Here is a 15,877-nt window from a genome sequence, read left to right as displayed (position 1 = left end):
CATCGCCGTTTCGACCCGATTGCCTTTTCACATGGAGCTTTTATGAAATTTCTTTCACCGCTGGCCCTGTTGACCCTTTGCAGCATAATGGCCGCTCCATTGATGGCCGCCGAAGAAGCACCGGGCCTGACCGGCTGTGCCGCCAAGAAACAAGGCATCATCAACCAGATCGAACTGGCCAAATCCCATGGCAATGCCGACCAGCAGGCCGGCCTGGAAAAAGCCTTGAGCGAAGTCACCGCCAACTGCACCGACGCCTCGCTCAAGAAAGAACGGGAAAACAAGGTGCTCGACGCCAAGCACGAAGTCAGCAAGCGTCAGGCCGACCTCGACAAGGCCATGAAAAAAGGCGATCCCGAGAAGATCAACAAGCGTAAAGACAAACTCGCCGAGTCCCGCAAGGAGTTGCAGGAAGCGGTGGATGAGCTGGACAAGTAAGCGCTCATCCTGAGATCAAAAGATCGCAGCCTGCGGCAGCTCCTGCCCTGCGATCTTTTCAGCAATCAGTGATCCCGAAACTGTTTATGGCACGCACTGCAGGCGTCTTCGACCTTCTGCACCGCCGGCCCCAAGTTGCTGGCCTTGTAGGGCTGAACCTGGCTGGCGATCACCAATTCACCGGTGGCGGCTTCAAGGGTGCGGGCCATTTCCTGGAAGCGTGCCTGTTTGTCCCAGACATCGCTTGTGGCGCTGGTGTGGTCTTCTTCACGCACCTGAGGAAAATGCTTCCACGGCTCATGGGACAACGCGTCGAGTTTCACCGCGCCGTCAGCGAACTTCGGCCCATCGAACGGAATACGGCCACGCAACATGCCGCCCAGGTCTTCGCCGGTCTTGAGCATCTGCTTGAAAATGGTCTTGCGCTGACCGAGCGGAGAATTGGGATCGACACCGCCGCAAGCGGACAAGGTCAAACAGGCCAGCAATACAACAGAAAGTCTTTTAAGAGTCATGGTGGCTTCAGGTCACGGGAAACGGCGGCCAGTATCCTCGTGTCATCGGCAAACACCAATAGCCCTATTAACAATACGGGTTGCCTGAGCGCATGGAGCACCCAGGCAACCGGCAAAGGAATTACTCCATGAACAGCCGTTTCAAGGCGTGGCGTCAAAGCCTGGCCTGGACCCTGCCGATGGTGGCCCTGCTCGCAGGCTGCACCGGTGGCGACAAGCAACAACCGAAAACCCATGCCCTGGCCACTTACACCAGTGCTACATGGGAGGCGCTGCCAGCCGTGTCGGACACCGACCTCGTCGCCGGTTTCGGCTCATGGCGCAGCGCCTGCACCCGACTCAAGGCCGACCCGGTCTGGGGCGGCACCTGCGCCGCGGCTGCCAATGTGCCGCAAACGGCCAGCGACATTCGTGGCTTTCTCAAGCAGAACCTCGACGTCTACGGCCTGCGCGCCGCCAATGACAACCCCAACGGCCTGATCACCGGCTACTACGAACCGGTCTATCCCGGCAGCCTGACCCAGACCGCCACGGCGAACATCCCGGTGTACGGCGTTCCCGAAGACATGATTATCGTCTCGCTCGACAGCATTTATCCGGAACTCAAAGGCAAGCGCCTGCGCGGCCGACTCGAAGGTCGAGTGCTCAAGCCTTACGACGATGCCGCAACCATCGAGACCAAAGGCGTCAAGGCGCCGGTAGTGGCCTGGCTGACCGATCCGATGAATCTGCAGTTCCTGCAAATACAGGGTTCGGGTCGTATCCAGCTCGACAGCGGCCGTCAGTTGCGCATTGCCTACGCCGACCAGAATGGCCATCCGTACCGGCCAATCGGTCGCTGGCTGGTGGAGCAAGGCGAGCTGAAGAAAGAAGACGTGACTATGGGTGCGATCAGTCATTGGGCCAAGGCCAATCCGTCGCGCATTCCGGAGCTGCTCGGCAGCAACCCGAGCTATGTGTTCTTCACTCGCAACCCGGACAGCAACGAGGGGCCGCGCGGCTCGCTCAATGTGCCGCTGACTGCGGGATACAGCGCTGCGGTAGATCGCAAAGTGATTCCGTTGGGCAGCCTGCTTTGGTTATCCACAACCAAACCGGACGGCACCGCATTGGTTCGACCGGTCGCGGCGCAGGACACCGGTGGCGCGATTGCCGGTGAAGTGCGTGCTGACTTGTTCTGGGGCACCGGCGACGCGGCGGGTCAACTGGCGGGAGACATGAAGCAGCAGGGTCAAATCTGGATGTTCTGGCCCAAAGGTGCAGCGCTGCCGCAAGTGCCTCAAGTTACCGACAAGCTCTAAAAACAAAAGATCGCAGGCTTCGCCGGCTCCTACAGATATCGACGCTCACACGGTCGATGCAGGAGCTGGCGCAGCCTGCGATCTTTTGATCTTGCTTTTAAGCCGACACCACAAAGAAACTCACGATCAACCCCATTCCCACAAACCACATCAACGACCGCAGCGTCGCCAGGTCCGTCAGATAGAAAATGATGTAGAGCAGGCGACTGGTGATGAACAACACCGACAGCACATTGATCGTCACCAACTCGGCATTGCCCGCCAGGTGAGCCACGATCACGGCGGCGGCGAACGCCGGGGTGACTTCAAAGCTGTTCAACTGCGCCGCATTCGCCCGTTTGCCCAGTCCTTCCAGGGAATCAAGAAACCCCCGAGGGTCATGATTGTGTCTCAAGCCATATCCGCCGCTGACCTTGGCCACGCCCGTGCACACGTACGGCAGGAAGATCGCGATCAAGATGCACCACAGAGCAACCGTCATAAAGCAGTCCCTTCTTCACGTTTCAGAGCAGTCAGAATTTCATCACCAACATGCCGATCAGCACCAGCCCGCAGGCCAGAAGGCGAGGTCGGCCGAAAGGTTCTTTCAGGTAGCGCATCCCGAACAACACCACCAGAATCACGCTGATTTCACGCAGGGCCGCCGCTTCGGCAATCGAGCCCAGCTGCATGGCCCACAGCACCAGAGCGTAGCTGAACAACACGCAAAAACCGACCGCCAAACCCAATCGCCACTGTTCACGCCAGAACAACTTGAAGGCCGGCCGCTTGCGCGCCCACGCCAGCAACGGGAACGGCCAGGCACTGAGCAGCGTGACCCAGACCAGATAATCCAGTGGATGCGACCAGCGCCGCAGCGCCTGACCGTCGATGAAGGTGTAGCAACCGATACACAAGCCGATCAGCGCCACCACCGGCAACATCGACCACGGCAGGCGCGCGCCCCCTCCGCCCTGCCAGAGCAGGCACAACATGCCGAGCGGAATCAGCAAGATCCCGAAAATCTGCTGGCTCGTCAGCACCTCGCCGGCAAAAATCAGCGTCAGCGCCAATACCACCAGCGGCGACAACCCGCGCATCAGCGGATAGACCAGGCCCAGATCGCCGACCCGATACGCCTGGATGAGCAAATAGCGGTAGAGCAATTCGAAGGCCGCCGAGGCCAGAATCCATGGCCAAAGTTCCAGCGGCGGCAAAGACACGAACGGCAACATCATCGCGACAAACAGCAACGCCACGCTGTCCATGCAGGCCACGACCAGCAACCGTTCCGCACTGAATTTGATCAGGGTATTCCACGCCGCGTGCAACAGCGCCGCCACCAACACCAACGCCGTCGCAAGCACGGCACACTCCTTATTTTTGTCCCGCCCCCCCTGCTCGCTCCTTCAGGGGGCTGGGCAGAGAATTGATTCGCCATATGTCAGCGGCTGTTTATACTGCAAACGACCACGCCGCACTCAGTTGCGCACAGACTAATTCCAATAAAAATCTGCCCTGGCCCGCTCTCGTCGAGAACGGTCTTCGGCATGCGTATGCCTGATCACAGCGTCAAGACTAACGACAGAGACCTTGCGCATGCCACTCGCTTTGCTTGCCCTCGCTGTTGCCGCGTTCGGCATCGGCACCACTGAATTCGTCATCATGGGCCTACTGCCGGATGTCGCCCGCGACCTCGCGGTGAGCATTCCCCATGCTGGATTGTTGATCACCGGTTACGCCCTGGGCGTGGTGTTCGGTGCGCCGATCCTCGCGGTCGGCACCGCCAATATGCCGCGTAAAGCCACGTTGCTGGGCATGACGCTGATGTTCATCCTCGGCAACATGCTCTGCGCCTTGGCGCCGAACTACGCCACGCTGATGGCAGCGCGAGTGGTCACGGCGCTGTGTCACGGCGCGTTTTTCGGGATCGGCTCAGTGGTTGCAGCCGGGTTGGTCGCGCCGAACAAACGGGCCCAGGCGATTGCCATGATGTTCACCGGCCTGACCCTGGCCAATGTGCTGGGCGTGCCATTGGGCACCGCACTCGGTCAGTACGCGGGATGGCGTTCGACGTTTTGGGCGGTGTCGGTGATCGGTGTGATTGCCGCCATTGCCCAATGGCTCTGGTTACCGAAAAACATTGCGATGGACAAAGCCAACCTCGCCAGCGAATTCAAAGTGCTGGGCAAGGCCAACGTGTTGTTGGCGCTCGGCATGAGCGTACTGGCGTCGACCAGCCTCTTCAGCGTGTTCACCTACATCGCGCCGATTCTGCAGGACATCACCGGCGTCAGCCCCCACGGCGTGACCATCATGCTGTTGTTGTTCGGGGTCGGTCTGACAGCGGGCAGCATGCTCGGCGGTCGATTGGCCGACAGCCGTTTGTTGCCGTCACTCGTCGGCATGGCACTGGCCGTGGTGCTGGTGCTGGCCGCGTTCAGCCAGACCAGCCACTCGGTCATCCCGGCGGCGATAACGTTGGTGCTGTGGGGGATTTTTGCGTTCGCGCTGTGCCCGATTTTGCAACTGCTGATCATCGATCAAGCCCATGAAGCCCCCAACCTTGGCTCGACGCTGAATCAAAGCGCATTCAATCTCGGCAACGCGGCCGGTGCCTGGATCGGCGGCCTGGTAGTCGCCAGCGGAGCCGATCTGGCAGACCTGCCCTGGACCGGCGCAGCGGTCAGCGGCCTGACCGTGCTGACCGCACTGTACTTCATCTATCGGCAACGTCGCAGCGCCAGTGCGCTGGATGTGGCCGGTTGAGCGTCACTGTGATCCCTTCTTGAACTGTGGCGGATCGGGCTCTTTGTCTTGATCCGCCGTTTCCTTCGGCGCACCGCTTTCACTGCGGATTTGCGCATGGCTGATCAACGCGAAAATAAAACTGCCACCGATGATATTCCCCGCCAATGTCGGCCCGGCGAACACCAGCCAGAAATCACGCCACGGCAACTCGCCGGCAAACACCAGGTACGAAACCTCCAGCGAGCCAACCACAATGTGAGTGAAATCCCCCAGCGCCATGAAGTAGGTGATGAGGATGATGATCCACATCTTGGCGCTCTCCATGGAGGGGATCATCCAGACCATGGTGGCGATCATCCAGCCGGAAATAATACCCTTGGCGAACATCTGGCTGGCGTGGTTTTCCATGACCTTGCGGCCGATGTCGAGGAAGGCCACGTCGGTCTTGCTGTCGAAAATCGGCAGTTCCAGCATGACGTAAGCCACCAGCAACGTGCCGCAGAGATTGCCGAACAGCACTACCGCCCACAGCCGCAGCAACCGGCCGAAATTGCCCAGCGTGGGTTTGCTCATGATCGGCAGTACGGCGGTCAGGGTGTTTTCGGTGAAGAGTTGCTGGCGGGAGAGGATCACTGCGAGAAACCCGGCGCAGTAGCCGAAACTGGCGATCACTTTGAACCCTTCGCCATCGGGCAAGCGGGAGTTGAGCAAGCCCATGCCCATCAGTGAAAGCCCCATGGTCAGGCCGGCCGCCAGCGCTGACCACCATAGCGCGGCGACGCTGCGCTCAAGTTCCTTATCGCCTTGAGTACGGATGATTTCGTGCAGCACCGCCGCGCGCGGTGGCTGGCTTTTTTCGACCTCGTGCTGCTCTTTTGCCGAGAGATCGGGGGTCTTGCCGTCTTTTCGAGTGTCCATGGAACTCCTGAACCGCTGGCGTGCGATGTAGTTACGACCCGCGCGGTTCAGATTCCGTTCGTCATCCTCGAATTATTCGACAGCTTCCTCGTCCTTGAACTGATCTTTGACGTACTTGATCTCGGTCCGGCCATGGGGCGCCGGCAAGCCGTCTTCACCGAGGTTCACAAACACCATTTTTTCGACGGTGAGGATGCTCTTGCGGGTGATCTTGTTGCGCACCTCGCAGGTCAGGGTGATTGAGGTGCGACCGAATTCGGTGGCGGTGATACCCAACTCGATGATGTCGCCCTGGCGCGAAGCACTGACGAAGTTGATTTCAGAAATGTACTTGGTGACGACACGCTGGTTGCCTAACTGGACAATGGCGTAAATCGCCGCTTCTTCGTCGATCCAGCGCAGAAGACTGCCGCCGAACAGCGTGCCGTTGGGGTTGAGGTCTTCGGGTTTGACCCATTTGCGGGTGTGGAAATTCATATTCACTCCTGACCGTCTTGCCGATTGATGCGCGCAATCATGGCAGAGCCCGCGCCAGAGCTCTATCAAGCATCCACTATGGACTCGATTACCGTTCGGACATTGACCAACAGAAACCCTTTGGAAGATCAGCATAGCCCGCTATAATCGCCCCCGTTTCAAAACGGTAACGTCAACTTGATACCGTTTTCCCGCCACCTGTCCGAGGGGCGCTGCAGCAGGTTCAACCTGTCAGGCTCGGATGGGGCGTTGCATGGCCTTGACCGGCCGGCACTAAACGCACAACGGCGCCCATTCGCATACATTACGAATGGAGGCTCTTCATGAGCGCTGTCAACACGCCTGCAGATTTCACCGACTACAAAGTCGCCGACATGTCCCTGGCTGCCTGGGGCCGTCGCGAAACCATCATCGCCGAATCCGAAATGCCGGCCCTGATGGGTCTGCGTCGCAAGTACTCCGAAGAGCAACCGCTCAAGGGCGCGAAGATCCTCGGCTGCATCCACATGACCATTCAGACCGCCGTGCTGATCGAAACCCTGGTTGCCCTGGGTGCCGAAGTACGCTGGTCGTCCTGCAACATTTTCTCGACTCAAGACCAGGCCGCAGCGTCCGTCGCCGCCGCCGGCATTCCGGTTTTCGCCTGGAAAGGTGAAACCGAGCAAGAGTACGAGTGGTGCCTGGAGCAAACCATCCTCAAAGATGGCCAGCCATGGGACGCCAACATGATCCTCGACGACGGCGGCGACCTGACCGAGCTGCTGCACAAGAAGTACCCGCAGGTGCTGGATCGCGTTCACGGCGTGACCGAAGAAACCACCACCGGCGTACACCGCCTGCTGGACATGCTGGCCAAGGGCGAGCTGAAGATCCCGGCCATCAACGTCAACGACTCGGTGACCAAGTCCAAGAACGACAACAAGTACGGCTGCCGTCACAGCCTGAACGACGCGATCAAGCGCGGAACCGACCACCTGCTGTCCGGCAAGCAAGCGCTGGTCATCGGTTACGGCGACGTGGGCAAGGGCTCCGCTCAGTCCCTGCGTCAGGAAGGCATGATCGTTAAAGTTTCCGAAGTCGACCCGATCTGCGCCATGCAAGCCTGCATGGACGGTTTCGAACTGGTTTCGCCGTTCATCGACGGTATCAACGACGGCACCGAAGCCAGCATTGACAAGGCCCTGCTGGGCAAGATCGACCTGATCGTGACCACCACCGGTAACGTCAATGTTTGCGACGCAAACATGCTCAAAGCCCTGAAGAAGCGCGCTGTTGTCTGCAACATCGGCCACTTCGACAACGAAATCGACACCGCTTTCATGCGCAAGAACTGGGCATGGGAAGAAGTGAAGCCGCAGGTTCACAAGATCCACCGTACCGGCGCTGGCGATTTCGATCCGCAGAACGACGATTACCTGATCCTGCTGGCCGAAGGCCGTCTGGTTAACCTGGGCAACGCCACTGGTCACCCAAGCCGCATCATGGACGGTTCGTTCGCCAACCAGGTTCTGGCGCAGATCTTCCTGTTCGGCCAGAAGTACGCCGACCTGTCGCCAGCCCAGAAAGCCGAGCGCCTGACTGTTGAAGTACTGCCGAAGAAACTCGACGAAGAAGTGGCCCTGGAAATGGTCCGTGGCTTCGGCGGCGTTGTGACTCAACTGACCAAGACCCAGGCCGACTACATCGGCGTGACCGTCGAAGGTCCGTTCAAGCCGCACGCTTACCGCTACTGATCGGCCGGTTCTTCCTGTGTAGGAGCGAGCTCGCTCGCGATGGACGTCAACGATAACGCGCTCTGTCTGGATAAACGCGTTGTCTTCACGCTTTTCGCGAGCAAGCTCGCTCCTGCAGGGGGCCAGCATCCGCCTTACGCGTTTTCAAGGGTATGACCATGTCCCAAGATCGTCGCTACAGTTTCGAGTTCTTCCCTACGAAGACCGATGCTGGGCATGAAAAGCTGCTCGCCACTGCTCGTCAGTTGGCTACCTACAACCCCGATTTTTTCTCCTGCACCTACGGCGCTGGCGGTTCGACCCGTGATCGCACCCTCAACACCGTGTTGCAGCTCGAAAGCGAAGCCAAAATCCCTGCCGCGCCGCACTTGTCTTGTGTGGGCGACAGCAAGGACGACTTGCGCGACCTGCTGAGCCAGTACAAGGCCGCCGGCATCACCCGTATCGTCGCCCTGCGCGGCGACCTGCCGTCAGGCATGGGCATGGCCAGTGGTGAATTGCGCCACGCCAATGACCTGGTCGAATTCATTCGTGCAGAGTCCGGCGATCATTTCCACATCGAAGTCGCCGCTTACCCGGAAATGCATCCGCAAGCGCGCAACTTCGAAGACGATATTGCCAACTTCGTGCGCAAGGCCAATGCTGGCGCCGACAGTGCGATTACCCAGTACTTCTTCAACGCCGACAGCTATTTCTACTTCGTGGATCGCGTGCGGGCGCTGGGCGTGAACATCCCGATCGTACCGGGCATCATGCCGATCACCAACTACAGCAAACTGGCGCGCTTCTCCGATGCCTGCGGTGCGGAAATCCCGCGTTGGATCCGCAAGCAGCTGGAAGCCTACGGCGATGACACCTCAAGCATTCAACGCTTTGGTGAGCAGGTCATCACCGAAATGTGTGAGCGTTTGTTGCAAGGCGGTGCACCGGGCTTGCATTTCTATACCCTGAACCAGGCAGAAGCCAGCCTGGCCGTGTGGAACAACCTGAAGCTACCGCGCTGATCGTTTCCACACAGTTAAACAGGCCCTCTTCGGAGGGCTTTTTACATTTAAACGAACCCACGGAATGCTGTAGTTCAATGATCAACGCGCCCTCGACGTCACGCCCGCAACTTGTCTACCTGGCTTTCGGCTCCGAGACTTACCATCAGGAAGCCGTGTTCAGTATCTCCAGTGCCCTGAGCTGGTTGCGTGAAACACCCGATGCGGCGCTCGACATCCAGGTCTTCAGCGACAACCTGCAGCCCTATGAACACCTGCCGGTGCGCGTGCGCGCCCTCGACGAGGAAACACGCCGACGCTGGAACGAACCCCACGGCTATCATTTCCGCGCCAAGCACGTCGCTTTGCGTACGGTGCTCGAAGAGGCTGAAACCGCGCTGCTGATCGACACAGACACGTTCTTCCACTGCTCGCCGCTCAAATTGTTCGAGCGCGTGCAACCCGGCACGCTGCTGTGCAACGACTACTACACCCACTACGGCAACAACAAAGAAAACGTGCTCTACAGCGCGCTGTCGGCCACGCTCATGGAAAAAGGCCTGGCTAACGATCAAATGATGCTGCTCAACTCCGGCGTCATCGGGTTGCACTGCCAGGATGCTCATGTACTGGATCGCTCGATCGCGCTGATCGACGAGTTGTTCCCGTCCGCGCAAGGCGCCTACACCCTCGAAGAGTTCTGCCTGTCGGTGGCGGCCTATCGGACACTGGAGGTCAGAAAGTGTCCGGACCTGATCCATCACTACTGGAGCCGCAAGCAGTTGTTCAGGGCCAAGGTCAAGGCCTGGGTGGTCAAACATGCCGCGCAACCGACCAGCCAGGCAGCTTTGGATGACACCCGTCGCGTATCGGCCCAGCTTCCACGGCCACCACGATCCCAGCGAATGCTTTACAAGATCATCACCCTGGCACTGCCCGCACACCTGCGTCAGTTCGTTCGTGAAATTCTCTACGGCTGCTATGAACACCCCAACGAATTCGACAAAGCCTGCGGGCCGGTCTGGTGGGAAAAGGCCCTGCAAAACCAGCAGAAACGCCTAGGCACCCCGGTTTGCCGGCATTTGCTCGAACATTGGTTCACCAATGGCCTGGTCAAACGAATTCTTGGGCAACGGCGAATGGCGATCCACGAGCACTTGCTCAATTCCCCAAGCAAATAGAGAAGTCGCACGCAATCTGCCCAACACAGCGGTTAAACATGCACGCCAGAGCTTCTCATTAGGCGATAGGCATACTAACCTCAGGCCATGCCCGCCATTGCCCAGTTGCTCACCGTTGTGCTTTTTACTTGCTTGAGCTTCACCGCTTGGGGCGAGAAGCTGCGCATTGTCACGGAACCATGGGCGCCTTATGTCTATGAGGAGAACGGCAAAGCCCTGGGCCTGGATTACGAAACCACGGCGATCGTCTTCAAGCGCCTGGGCATCGAAGTGGAATGGCAGTTCCTGCCGTGGAAACGTTGCCTGTCGATGCTCGAAACCGGTCAGGCAGATGGCGCGCTGGATATTTTCCACAGCGATGAGCGCGATTCGATGCTGCTCTACCCCGGCGAGCCGCTCTCGGAAGTCCAGTTCGTGATGTTCTACGCCAACGAGCGCCCGCACCCGTTCCGCACCCTCGACGAACTGCGCGGCCTGACCATCGGCACCTCGCCGGGCTACCTGTACAGCCAGGATTTCAGGGACTCGACACTGTTCACCCGCGAACCGGCACCGAGCCATGAAGCCAATTTCGGCAAACTGCTGCGTGGACGAATCGACCTGCTGATCACCGACCGCCGGGTCGGCCAGCATTTGCTCGACGAGCTGAAGATCCGCGACAAGATCACTGAAAACCCGACCATCATCAGTCAGCAAAGCCAGTTTCTGGCGGTACGCCGCAATGCCGGCATGGATTTGCTGGTGCAGCGCTTCGGTGCCGAACTCAAGCGCTTCAAGCGCGAACCGGCCTACGCGGAGCTGAGCGCCCGCTACGGTGCCGATCCGGCCAGCACAACGAGTGCCGCCAGCGCGACCACCACCCGCGCAAAAACCGTTGAGCAGCAGGAAAGCGGCGCGCAGTGATTGCTCTGTTATACTCCGGCCTTCCCGCCAGGCTCGCGCCCGGACGCTCGGAATCGTTCAAGGCATCTCGACCCCGCTACAGCGCAGCTTTTCAGCCCGCGCGAGCGCTCCAGACGAGCCTTCGTGACCGAAGCAGGACCGGACGGGATTGCGTCCTCTTAAACGCTATTCGCGCCAGGCAAGACTCCCATTGGGCCAAGCCCTAACTAAAACAGGATTACTCATGTCCTTTGCTTCCCTCGGTCTCTCCGAGGCTTTAGTCCGCGCCATCGAGGCAGCGGGCTATACCGAGCCTACTCCGGTGCAACAGCGGGCAATTCCCGCCGTGTTGCAAGGTCGCGACCTGATGGTCGCGGCACAGACAGGTACTGGTAAAACCGGCGGTTTCGCCCTTCCGATTCTGGAGCGGTTGTTCCCTAACGGTCACCCGGACAAATCCCAGCGTCACGGCCCGCGCCAACCACGCGTACTGGTCCTGACCCCCACTCGCGAACTCGCGGCGCAAGTACACGAAAGCTTCAAGGTCTATGCCCGTGACCTGAAGTTCGTCAGTGCCTGCATCTTCGGCGGCGTCGGCATGAACCCACAGGTTCAGGCCATGTCCCGCGGCGTTGACGTGCTGGTAGCCTGCCCTGGTCGCCTGCTCGACCTGGCCGGCCAAGGCAGCGTCGACCTGTCCCACGTGGAAATCCTCGTGTTGGACGAAGCCGACCGCATGCTCGATATGGGCTTCGTCCATGACGTGAAGAAGGTCCTGGCACGCCTGCCGGCCAAGCGGCAGAATCTGCTGTTCTCGGCGACGTTCTCCAAGGACATCACCGACCTCGCCGGCAAGCTGCTGCACAACCCGGAGCGCATCGAAGTCACGCCACCGAACACCACGGTCGAGCGCATTGAACAACGTGTGTTCCGCCTGCATGCCAGCCACAAGCGTGCGCTGCTGGCGCACCTGATCACCGCGGGTGCCTGGGAACAGGTGCTGGTGTTCACCCGCACCAAACACGGCGCAAACCGGCTGGCCGAGTACCTGGACAAACACGGCCTGAGCGCCGTTGCGATCCACGGCAACAAGAGCCAGAACGCCCGCACCAAAGCCCTGGCCGACTTCAAGGCCGGCACCGTGCGCATTCTGGTCGCCACCGACATCGCTGCCCGCGGTCTCGATATCGACCAGTTGCCACACGTGGTCAACTTCGAACTGCCCAACGTCGATGAAGACTACGTGCACCGTATCGGCCGTACCGGCCGTGCCGGTCGTTCGGGCGAGGCGATCTCGCTGGTGGCCCCGGACGAAGAAAAGCTGCTGAAAAGCATCGAACGCATGACCAAGCAGAAAATCGCCGACGGCGACCTGATGGGCTTCGATGCCAGCACCATCGAAGCGGAAAAACCTGAAGTACGCGAGCGTCCGGACATGCGCAACCCGCGCAATCCACGTGGCCCGCGCGGCGACGGTCCGAATGGCGGTGGCGGCGGTAGCGGTCGCAAGGACAAGGGCAAGGACAAGGGCAAGGAAAAACCGGCGTCGGGCGAACGCGGCGAGCGTCCAGCCCGTCAGCAAAAGCCTCGCGAAGGCACCCCGGCCCGTGAGCAGCGTCAGCCAAGCCAGCCGCCACGCGCCGCTGCTGACCGTGCTCCGGACGAGTTCCTGGACGACGATATCGATAACTTCGGTAACCGCGTCGACTACGTCCCGCAGCAGAAACCGGCTCAGGGCCGTGGCCGTCGTCCGGGTGCTCCTGCACAAGGCACAGCCGCGGGTTCGGGCGCACCACGTGGCGGCAAGCCACAGGGTCGCCAGAGCGGTCCACGCAACAGCGATGGCGCCACCACCGGCACGCCACCCGCCAAGCGCAGCGGTCCTCGCAACGGTGCGCCACGTGACGGCCAGGCCCGTCGCGAAGATTCGCGTAACCGCCGCCCGGCCCGTGACGATCAACCGCGTTCGGAACCGGCCGTGCAGAACCCGCGTGGTCCTGCACCGAAGATCATGCACAAGGAGTCGAAGGCTGACCGCTTCCCGACACCTGAGCAACTGGACCAACTGCCAAGCCGTCCTCGCGGTGAAAAACCGGCGTTGCTGACCCGCAATCGCTGATTTATCGCTGCAATAAAAAATGCCCCGGTTCGTGAGAGCCGGGGCATTTTTTTGGCTGATGAAATCCTGTAGGAGCGAGCCTGCTCGCGATGGTCGTCAACGATAACCCCGGAAGCCTGGTGCTCCGCGGCGTTCTCAGGTCCATCGCGAGCAGGCTCGCTCCTACAGTCTCAGCATTACTTCGCTTTAACACCTTCAAAGGTCACGTACATGTCAACTGCATCGGACGATGGACCCAGGTCTTTCTGCTTGCCGAAATCGGAACGCTTGAGGCTGAAGTTACCCTCGAAGCCTGCACGGTAGCCGCCCCATGGATCCTTGCCTTCACCCAGGAAAGTAGCCTTGACCACGATTGGCTTGGTGACACCGAGGATAGTCAGGTCGCCAGCCACGTCAGCAGTGTCCTTGCCAGCGGCGTTTTTGCCGGTAGGTTTAACGCTGGTGGAAACGAACGTCGCTTTGCTGGCGTTCAGGAAGTCTTTGCTGGAGATGTGCTTGTCACGTTCGGCGTTGTTGGTGAACACGCTGGCGGTGTTCACGTTGAACTCGATCTTGCTGTCTTCAGGCTTGGCAGCGTCGAAGCTGAACTTGCCGTCGATGTCCTTGAAAGTACCGGTGATGTAGCTGAAGCCCAGGTGGCTGATCTTGAAGTCAACGAAGGCGTGCTGGCCTTCTTTGTCGACCACGTAGTCAGCGGCCATAACGTTACCGGCGGACAACAGGGCGGAACCGATTGCCAGAGCGGCCAGAGTCTTTTTCAACATGCTTTGTTTTCCTTTGGAGTCGAGGTTGAACTTCAGGCTTTGCGACCCAGCATTCGCTTGAGGGTCACATCACGGTCGATAAAGTGGTGCTTCAATGCTGCCAACGCATGGAGGCCGGAAAAAATTACCAGCACCCACGCCAGGTAGAGGTGAATCACGCCAGCGGTATCTGCCTGGTCCGGTAGTCCGGACACCAGTGCAGGCACTTCAAACAAACCAAACACCGGGATACCGACACCTTCTGCGGTGGAAATCAGGTAACCCGCAATCATCACAGCGAACAGGCTGAGATACAGAAAGCCATGGCCGAACTTGGCGCCGAGGCGCGTCATGCGGCTGTAACTGGACAAGGTCGGCGGCGGCGGACTGACAAAGCGCCACAACACCCGCAGGACCATCACACCCAGCAACACCAGGCCAATGCTCTTGTGCAGGTCCGGCGCGTCTTTGCGCCAGGTGCTGTAGTAGTCGAGACCGACCATCCACAACCCCAACGCGAACAGACCGACAACCGCCAGCGCCACGCCCCAGTGCATGAAAATGCTGACCCAGCCGTAGCGGGAAGTAGAGTTTCGTAGCTGCATTGCCTAGATCCCTGTAAGTGCTGGCCCAAGACTATCGAGTTATCTATCGAATTAAAGCCGAAAATTTCGCTTTGAAATATCGAGAAAACCGATCTAGAGTCTGAAGCAAGCGAGTTAAGGAAAGATTAAAGTCGAAATTGTGAAAAAAAGTGAATACAAACCAGAGAACACCTGTATCAAACGGTTTATTCGATGGCTGCTACTGATTTTTTCGCCACGGGCCCTGAGCCCATATGCAAGAGGTAGCAGCTGCCGAAGGCTGCGTTCGGCTGCGAAGCAGGCGCAAAGTCAAAACTCGCGGTCTGTCAGATAAACCACAGGCGCAGGATCCACGACTGCTGCGCAGCCGAACGCAGCCTTCGGCAGCTGCTACGTGGAACGCGTTTCGGCTTCATTAATTGGCGTGCAATCCATATGTACCGCATTTTACACATTTGAACTTGATTCAATGAGGCTCGCCAACTCATTGATCAAGGGAAAAACATGGCTATCACTTATACCCCGTTTCAAACAAATGGCACCTCGGTGTTACCCCCCCAACCAAACGATGTCGCCTGGACAATTCCTCACATCACAAAATGGACAGTTTCGGCTAATCTTGCAAACTGACGGAAACTTAGTCATCAAGAACGGCGAGACTATAACGTGGACTGCAGACAGCAACCAACCCTATAGCCAAACATTGCACCGACGAAAAATGCGTGAGCCTTTGCAGTTCGTGATCAGCAATAGTGGTTTTCTTTATGAGCCATCTCGGGGTCGGTTGTGGATTGCTGAGAGCACTCACAGCACGGATAAATCGCTTTGGCACAACACCTGTATGATTATTCAAGATGATGGAAATTTGCTCATCTACGATATGCGAACAGGAGATTTGCGTTGGGCTCGCTCTGGATTTGTTCCTGGCCGCTTCCCTCAACAAAAGCGGCTTAATGTGATAGTTCAGGGCATACCTATCTTTCACTGGAACTTTAATTAATCTTGATTACGAGAACACTTATCGGAATTAAAACCCTTTTAACATCTAATTGACTGAACATTCAGGTTTATAAGGATCAATCCGACATTTGTGGGCCAACTCAGCGTCGCGCTTGGGAAGCATTTGAATCCTCAGTGGCTCCCTGCATTTGCCAACCACACAACCAGAAAGTATTATCGATATTGAAAGTACTGATATTAGTTTCATATAGGCTCCAGATTTTTTGAAGAGCCTATACTTCAAGCTCAACCAGTTCGATCATTCGCTTCCGAT

At 58.6% G+C, this 15,877-nt stretch carries 15 protein-coding genes and 1 riboswitch; of the genes, 8 read left to right on the top strand and 7 right to left on the bottom strand.

Annotation, left to right across the window (positions count from 1 at the left end; genetic code table 11):
* Positions 1-42: 42 nt before the first annotated feature.
* Positions 43-438 (top strand): DUF1090 domain-containing protein, encoded by a 396-nt coding sequence (locus ACNYC6_RS15660; RefSeq protein WP_419708194.1) that lies wholly within the window; start codon positions 43-45, stop codon positions 436-438.
* A gap of 65 nt (positions 439-503) precedes the next feature.
* On the opposite strand, the gene ACNYC6_RS15655 is transcribed toward ACNYC6_RS15660, so the two are convergent.
* Positions 504-953 (bottom strand): c-type cytochrome, encoded by a 450-nt coding sequence (locus ACNYC6_RS15655; RefSeq protein ID WP_419708193.1) that lies wholly within the window; start codon positions 951-953, stop codon positions 504-506.
* Positions 954-1,081: 128 nt separating this feature from the next.
* On the opposite strand from ACNYC6_RS15655, the gene ACNYC6_RS15650 reads away from it, so the two are divergent.
* Positions 1,082-2,254: a murein transglycosylase A gene (locus ACNYC6_RS15650; protein ID WP_419708192.1), complete on the top strand. Its 1,173-nt coding sequence runs from the start codon at positions 1,082-1,084 to the stop codon at positions 2,252-2,254.
* A gap of 97 nt (positions 2,255-2,351) precedes the next feature.
* On the opposite strand, the gene ACNYC6_RS15645 is transcribed toward ACNYC6_RS15650, so the two are convergent.
* Both ACNYC6_RS15645 and ACNYC6_RS15640 read right to left on the bottom strand, forming a co-directional pair.
* Positions 2,352-2,735: an MAPEG family protein gene (locus tag ACNYC6_RS15645; RefSeq protein ID WP_419708191.1), complete on the bottom strand. Its 384-nt coding sequence runs from the start codon at positions 2,733-2,735 to the stop codon at positions 2,352-2,354.
* Between the two features lie 31 nt (positions 2,736-2,766).
* The gene (locus ACNYC6_RS15640; protein WP_419708190.1) at positions 2,767-3,600 is read right to left on the bottom strand and encodes an EamA family transporter; all 834 of its coding nucleotides are present in this window, start codon (positions 3,598-3,600) and stop codon (positions 2,767-2,769) included.
* A 232-nt stretch (positions 3,601-3,832) separates the two neighbouring features.
* Between ACNYC6_RS15640 and ACNYC6_RS15635 the strand changes: the two genes are divergently transcribed.
* The gene (locus ACNYC6_RS15635; RefSeq protein ID WP_419708189.1) at positions 3,833-5,002 is read left to right on the top strand and encodes an MFS transporter; all 1,170 of its coding nucleotides are present in this window, start codon (positions 3,833-3,835) and stop codon (positions 5,000-5,002) included.
* 3 nt (positions 5,003-5,005) lie between these two features.
* Here the strand turns inward: ACNYC6_RS15635 and ACNYC6_RS15630 are convergent, their stop codons facing one another.
* Both ACNYC6_RS15630 and ACNYC6_RS15625 read right to left on the bottom strand, forming a co-directional pair.
* Entirely contained in the window at positions 5,006-5,902 is an 897-nt protein-coding gene (locus tag ACNYC6_RS15630) for a formate/nitrite transporter family protein (protein WP_419708188.1), read from the bottom strand.
* 72 nt (positions 5,903-5,974) lie between these two features.
* Positions 5,975-6,379, bottom strand: a complete 405-nt coding sequence (locus ACNYC6_RS15625) for an acyl-CoA thioesterase (protein WP_419708187.1) — start codon at positions 6,377-6,379, stop codon at positions 5,975-5,977.
* Positions 6,380-6,577: 198 nt separating this feature from the next.
* Positions 6,578-6,679: riboswitch (S-adenosyl-L-homocysteine riboswitch) on the top strand.
* 23 nt (positions 6,680-6,702) lie between these two features.
* On the opposite strand from ACNYC6_RS15625, the gene ahcY reads away from it, so the two are divergent.
* The 5 genes from ahcY (at position 6,703) to ACNYC6_RS15600 (ending at position 13,277) form a co-directional block, all read left to right on the top strand.
* The gene (gene ahcY / locus ACNYC6_RS15620; protein ID WP_419708186.1) at positions 6,703-8,112 is read left to right on the top strand and encodes an adenosylhomocysteinase; all 1,410 of its coding nucleotides are present in this window, start codon (positions 6,703-6,705) and stop codon (positions 8,110-8,112) included.
* Positions 8,113-8,270: 158 nt separating this feature from the next.
* Positions 8,271-9,116: a methylenetetrahydrofolate reductase [NAD(P)H] gene (metF, locus tag ACNYC6_RS15615; protein ID WP_419708185.1), complete on the top strand. Its 846-nt coding sequence runs from the start codon at positions 8,271-8,273 to the stop codon at positions 9,114-9,116.
* A 77-nt stretch (positions 9,117-9,193) separates the two neighbouring features.
* Complete coding sequence (locus tag ACNYC6_RS15610; RefSeq protein ID WP_419708184.1) at positions 9,194-10,276, top strand: hypothetical protein; 1,083 nt, start codon at positions 9,194-9,196, stop codon at positions 10,274-10,276.
* 87 nt (positions 10,277-10,363) lie between these two features.
* Positions 10,364-11,179 carry a substrate-binding periplasmic protein gene (locus ACNYC6_RS15605; RefSeq protein WP_419708183.1) on the top strand — a complete coding sequence of 272 codons (816 nt, stop codon included), beginning with the start codon at positions 10,364-10,366 and terminating at the stop codon, positions 11,177-11,179.
* Positions 11,180-11,402: 223 nt separating this feature from the next.
* Positions 11,403-13,277 (top strand): DEAD/DEAH box helicase, encoded by a 1,875-nt coding sequence (locus ACNYC6_RS15600; RefSeq protein WP_419708182.1) that lies wholly within the window; start codon positions 11,403-11,405, stop codon positions 13,275-13,277.
* A 176-nt stretch (positions 13,278-13,453) separates the two neighbouring features.
* Here the strand turns inward: ACNYC6_RS15600 and ACNYC6_RS15595 are convergent, their stop codons facing one another.
* Positions 13,454-14,041 carry a YceI family protein gene (locus ACNYC6_RS15595; protein WP_419708181.1) on the bottom strand — a complete coding sequence of 196 codons (588 nt, stop codon included), beginning with the start codon at positions 14,039-14,041 and terminating at the stop codon, positions 13,454-13,456.
* Between the two features lie 32 nt (positions 14,042-14,073).
* Positions 14,074-14,625, bottom strand: a complete 552-nt coding sequence (locus ACNYC6_RS15590; protein WP_419708180.1) for a cytochrome b — start codon at positions 14,623-14,625, stop codon at positions 14,074-14,076.
* Positions 14,626-15,877 lie beyond the last annotated feature (1,252 nt).

The sequence above is a fragment of the Pseudomonas sp. NFX224 genome (assembly GCF_048565165.1).
Taxonomy (GTDB): Bacteria; Pseudomonadota; Gammaproteobacteria; order Pseudomonadales; family Pseudomonadaceae; genus Aquipseudomonas.
The sequence above is the reverse complement of the archived record's forward strand: the minus strand, read 5'-3'. Positions and strand labels throughout refer to the sequence as shown.

What these genes read in the sequence shown, in the direction of transcription:
- ACNYC6_RS15645 (WP_419708191.1), bottom strand. Translation starts at nt 2,735, where the DNA reads ATGACGGTTGCTCTGTGGTGCATCTTGATCGCGATCTTCCTGCCGTAC.
- ACNYC6_RS15635 (WP_419708189.1), top strand. Translation starts at nt 3,833, where the DNA reads ATGCCACTCGCTTTGCTTGCCCTCGCTGTTGCCGCGTTCGGCATCGGC.
- ahcY (WP_419708186.1), top strand. Translation starts at nt 6,703, where the DNA reads ATGAGCGCTGTCAACACGCCTGCAGATTTCACCGACTACAAAGTCGCC.
- ACNYC6_RS15590 (WP_419708180.1), bottom strand. Translation starts at nt 14,625, where the DNA reads ATGCAGCTACGAAACTCTACTTCCCGCTACGGCTGGGTCAGCATTTTC.
- ACNYC6_RS15600 (WP_419708182.1), top strand. Translation starts at nt 11,403, where the DNA reads ATGTCCTTTGCTTCCCTCGGTCTCTCCGAGGCTTTAGTCCGCGCCATC.
- ACNYC6_RS15655 (WP_419708193.1), bottom strand. Translation starts at nt 953, where the DNA reads ATGACTCTTAAAAGACTTTCTGTTGTATTGCTGGCCTGTTTGACCTTG.
- ACNYC6_RS15660 (WP_419708194.1), top strand. Translation starts at nt 43, where the DNA reads ATGAAATTTCTTTCACCGCTGGCCCTGTTGACCCTTTGCAGCATAATG.
- metF (WP_419708185.1), top strand. Translation starts at nt 8,271, where the DNA reads ATGTCCCAAGATCGTCGCTACAGTTTCGAGTTCTTCCCTACGAAGACC.
- ACNYC6_RS15595 (WP_419708181.1), bottom strand. Translation starts at nt 14,041, where the DNA reads ATGTTGAAAAAGACTCTGGCCGCTCTGGCAATCGGTTCCGCCCTGTTG.
- ACNYC6_RS15605 (WP_419708183.1), top strand. Translation starts at nt 10,364, where the DNA reads ATGCCCGCCATTGCCCAGTTGCTCACCGTTGTGCTTTTTACTTGCTTG.
- ACNYC6_RS15610 (WP_419708184.1), top strand. Translation starts at nt 9,194, where the DNA reads ATGATCAACGCGCCCTCGACGTCACGCCCGCAACTTGTCTACCTGGCT.
- ACNYC6_RS15625 (WP_419708187.1), bottom strand. Translation starts at nt 6,379, where the DNA reads ATGAATTTCCACACCCGCAAATGGGTCAAACCCGAAGACCTCAACCCC.
- ACNYC6_RS15650 (WP_419708192.1), top strand. Translation starts at nt 1,082, where the DNA reads ATGAACAGCCGTTTCAAGGCGTGGCGTCAAAGCCTGGCCTGGACCCTG.
- ACNYC6_RS15630 (WP_419708188.1), bottom strand. Translation starts at nt 5,902, where the DNA reads ATGGACACTCGAAAAGACGGCAAGACCCCCGATCTCTCGGCAAAAGAG.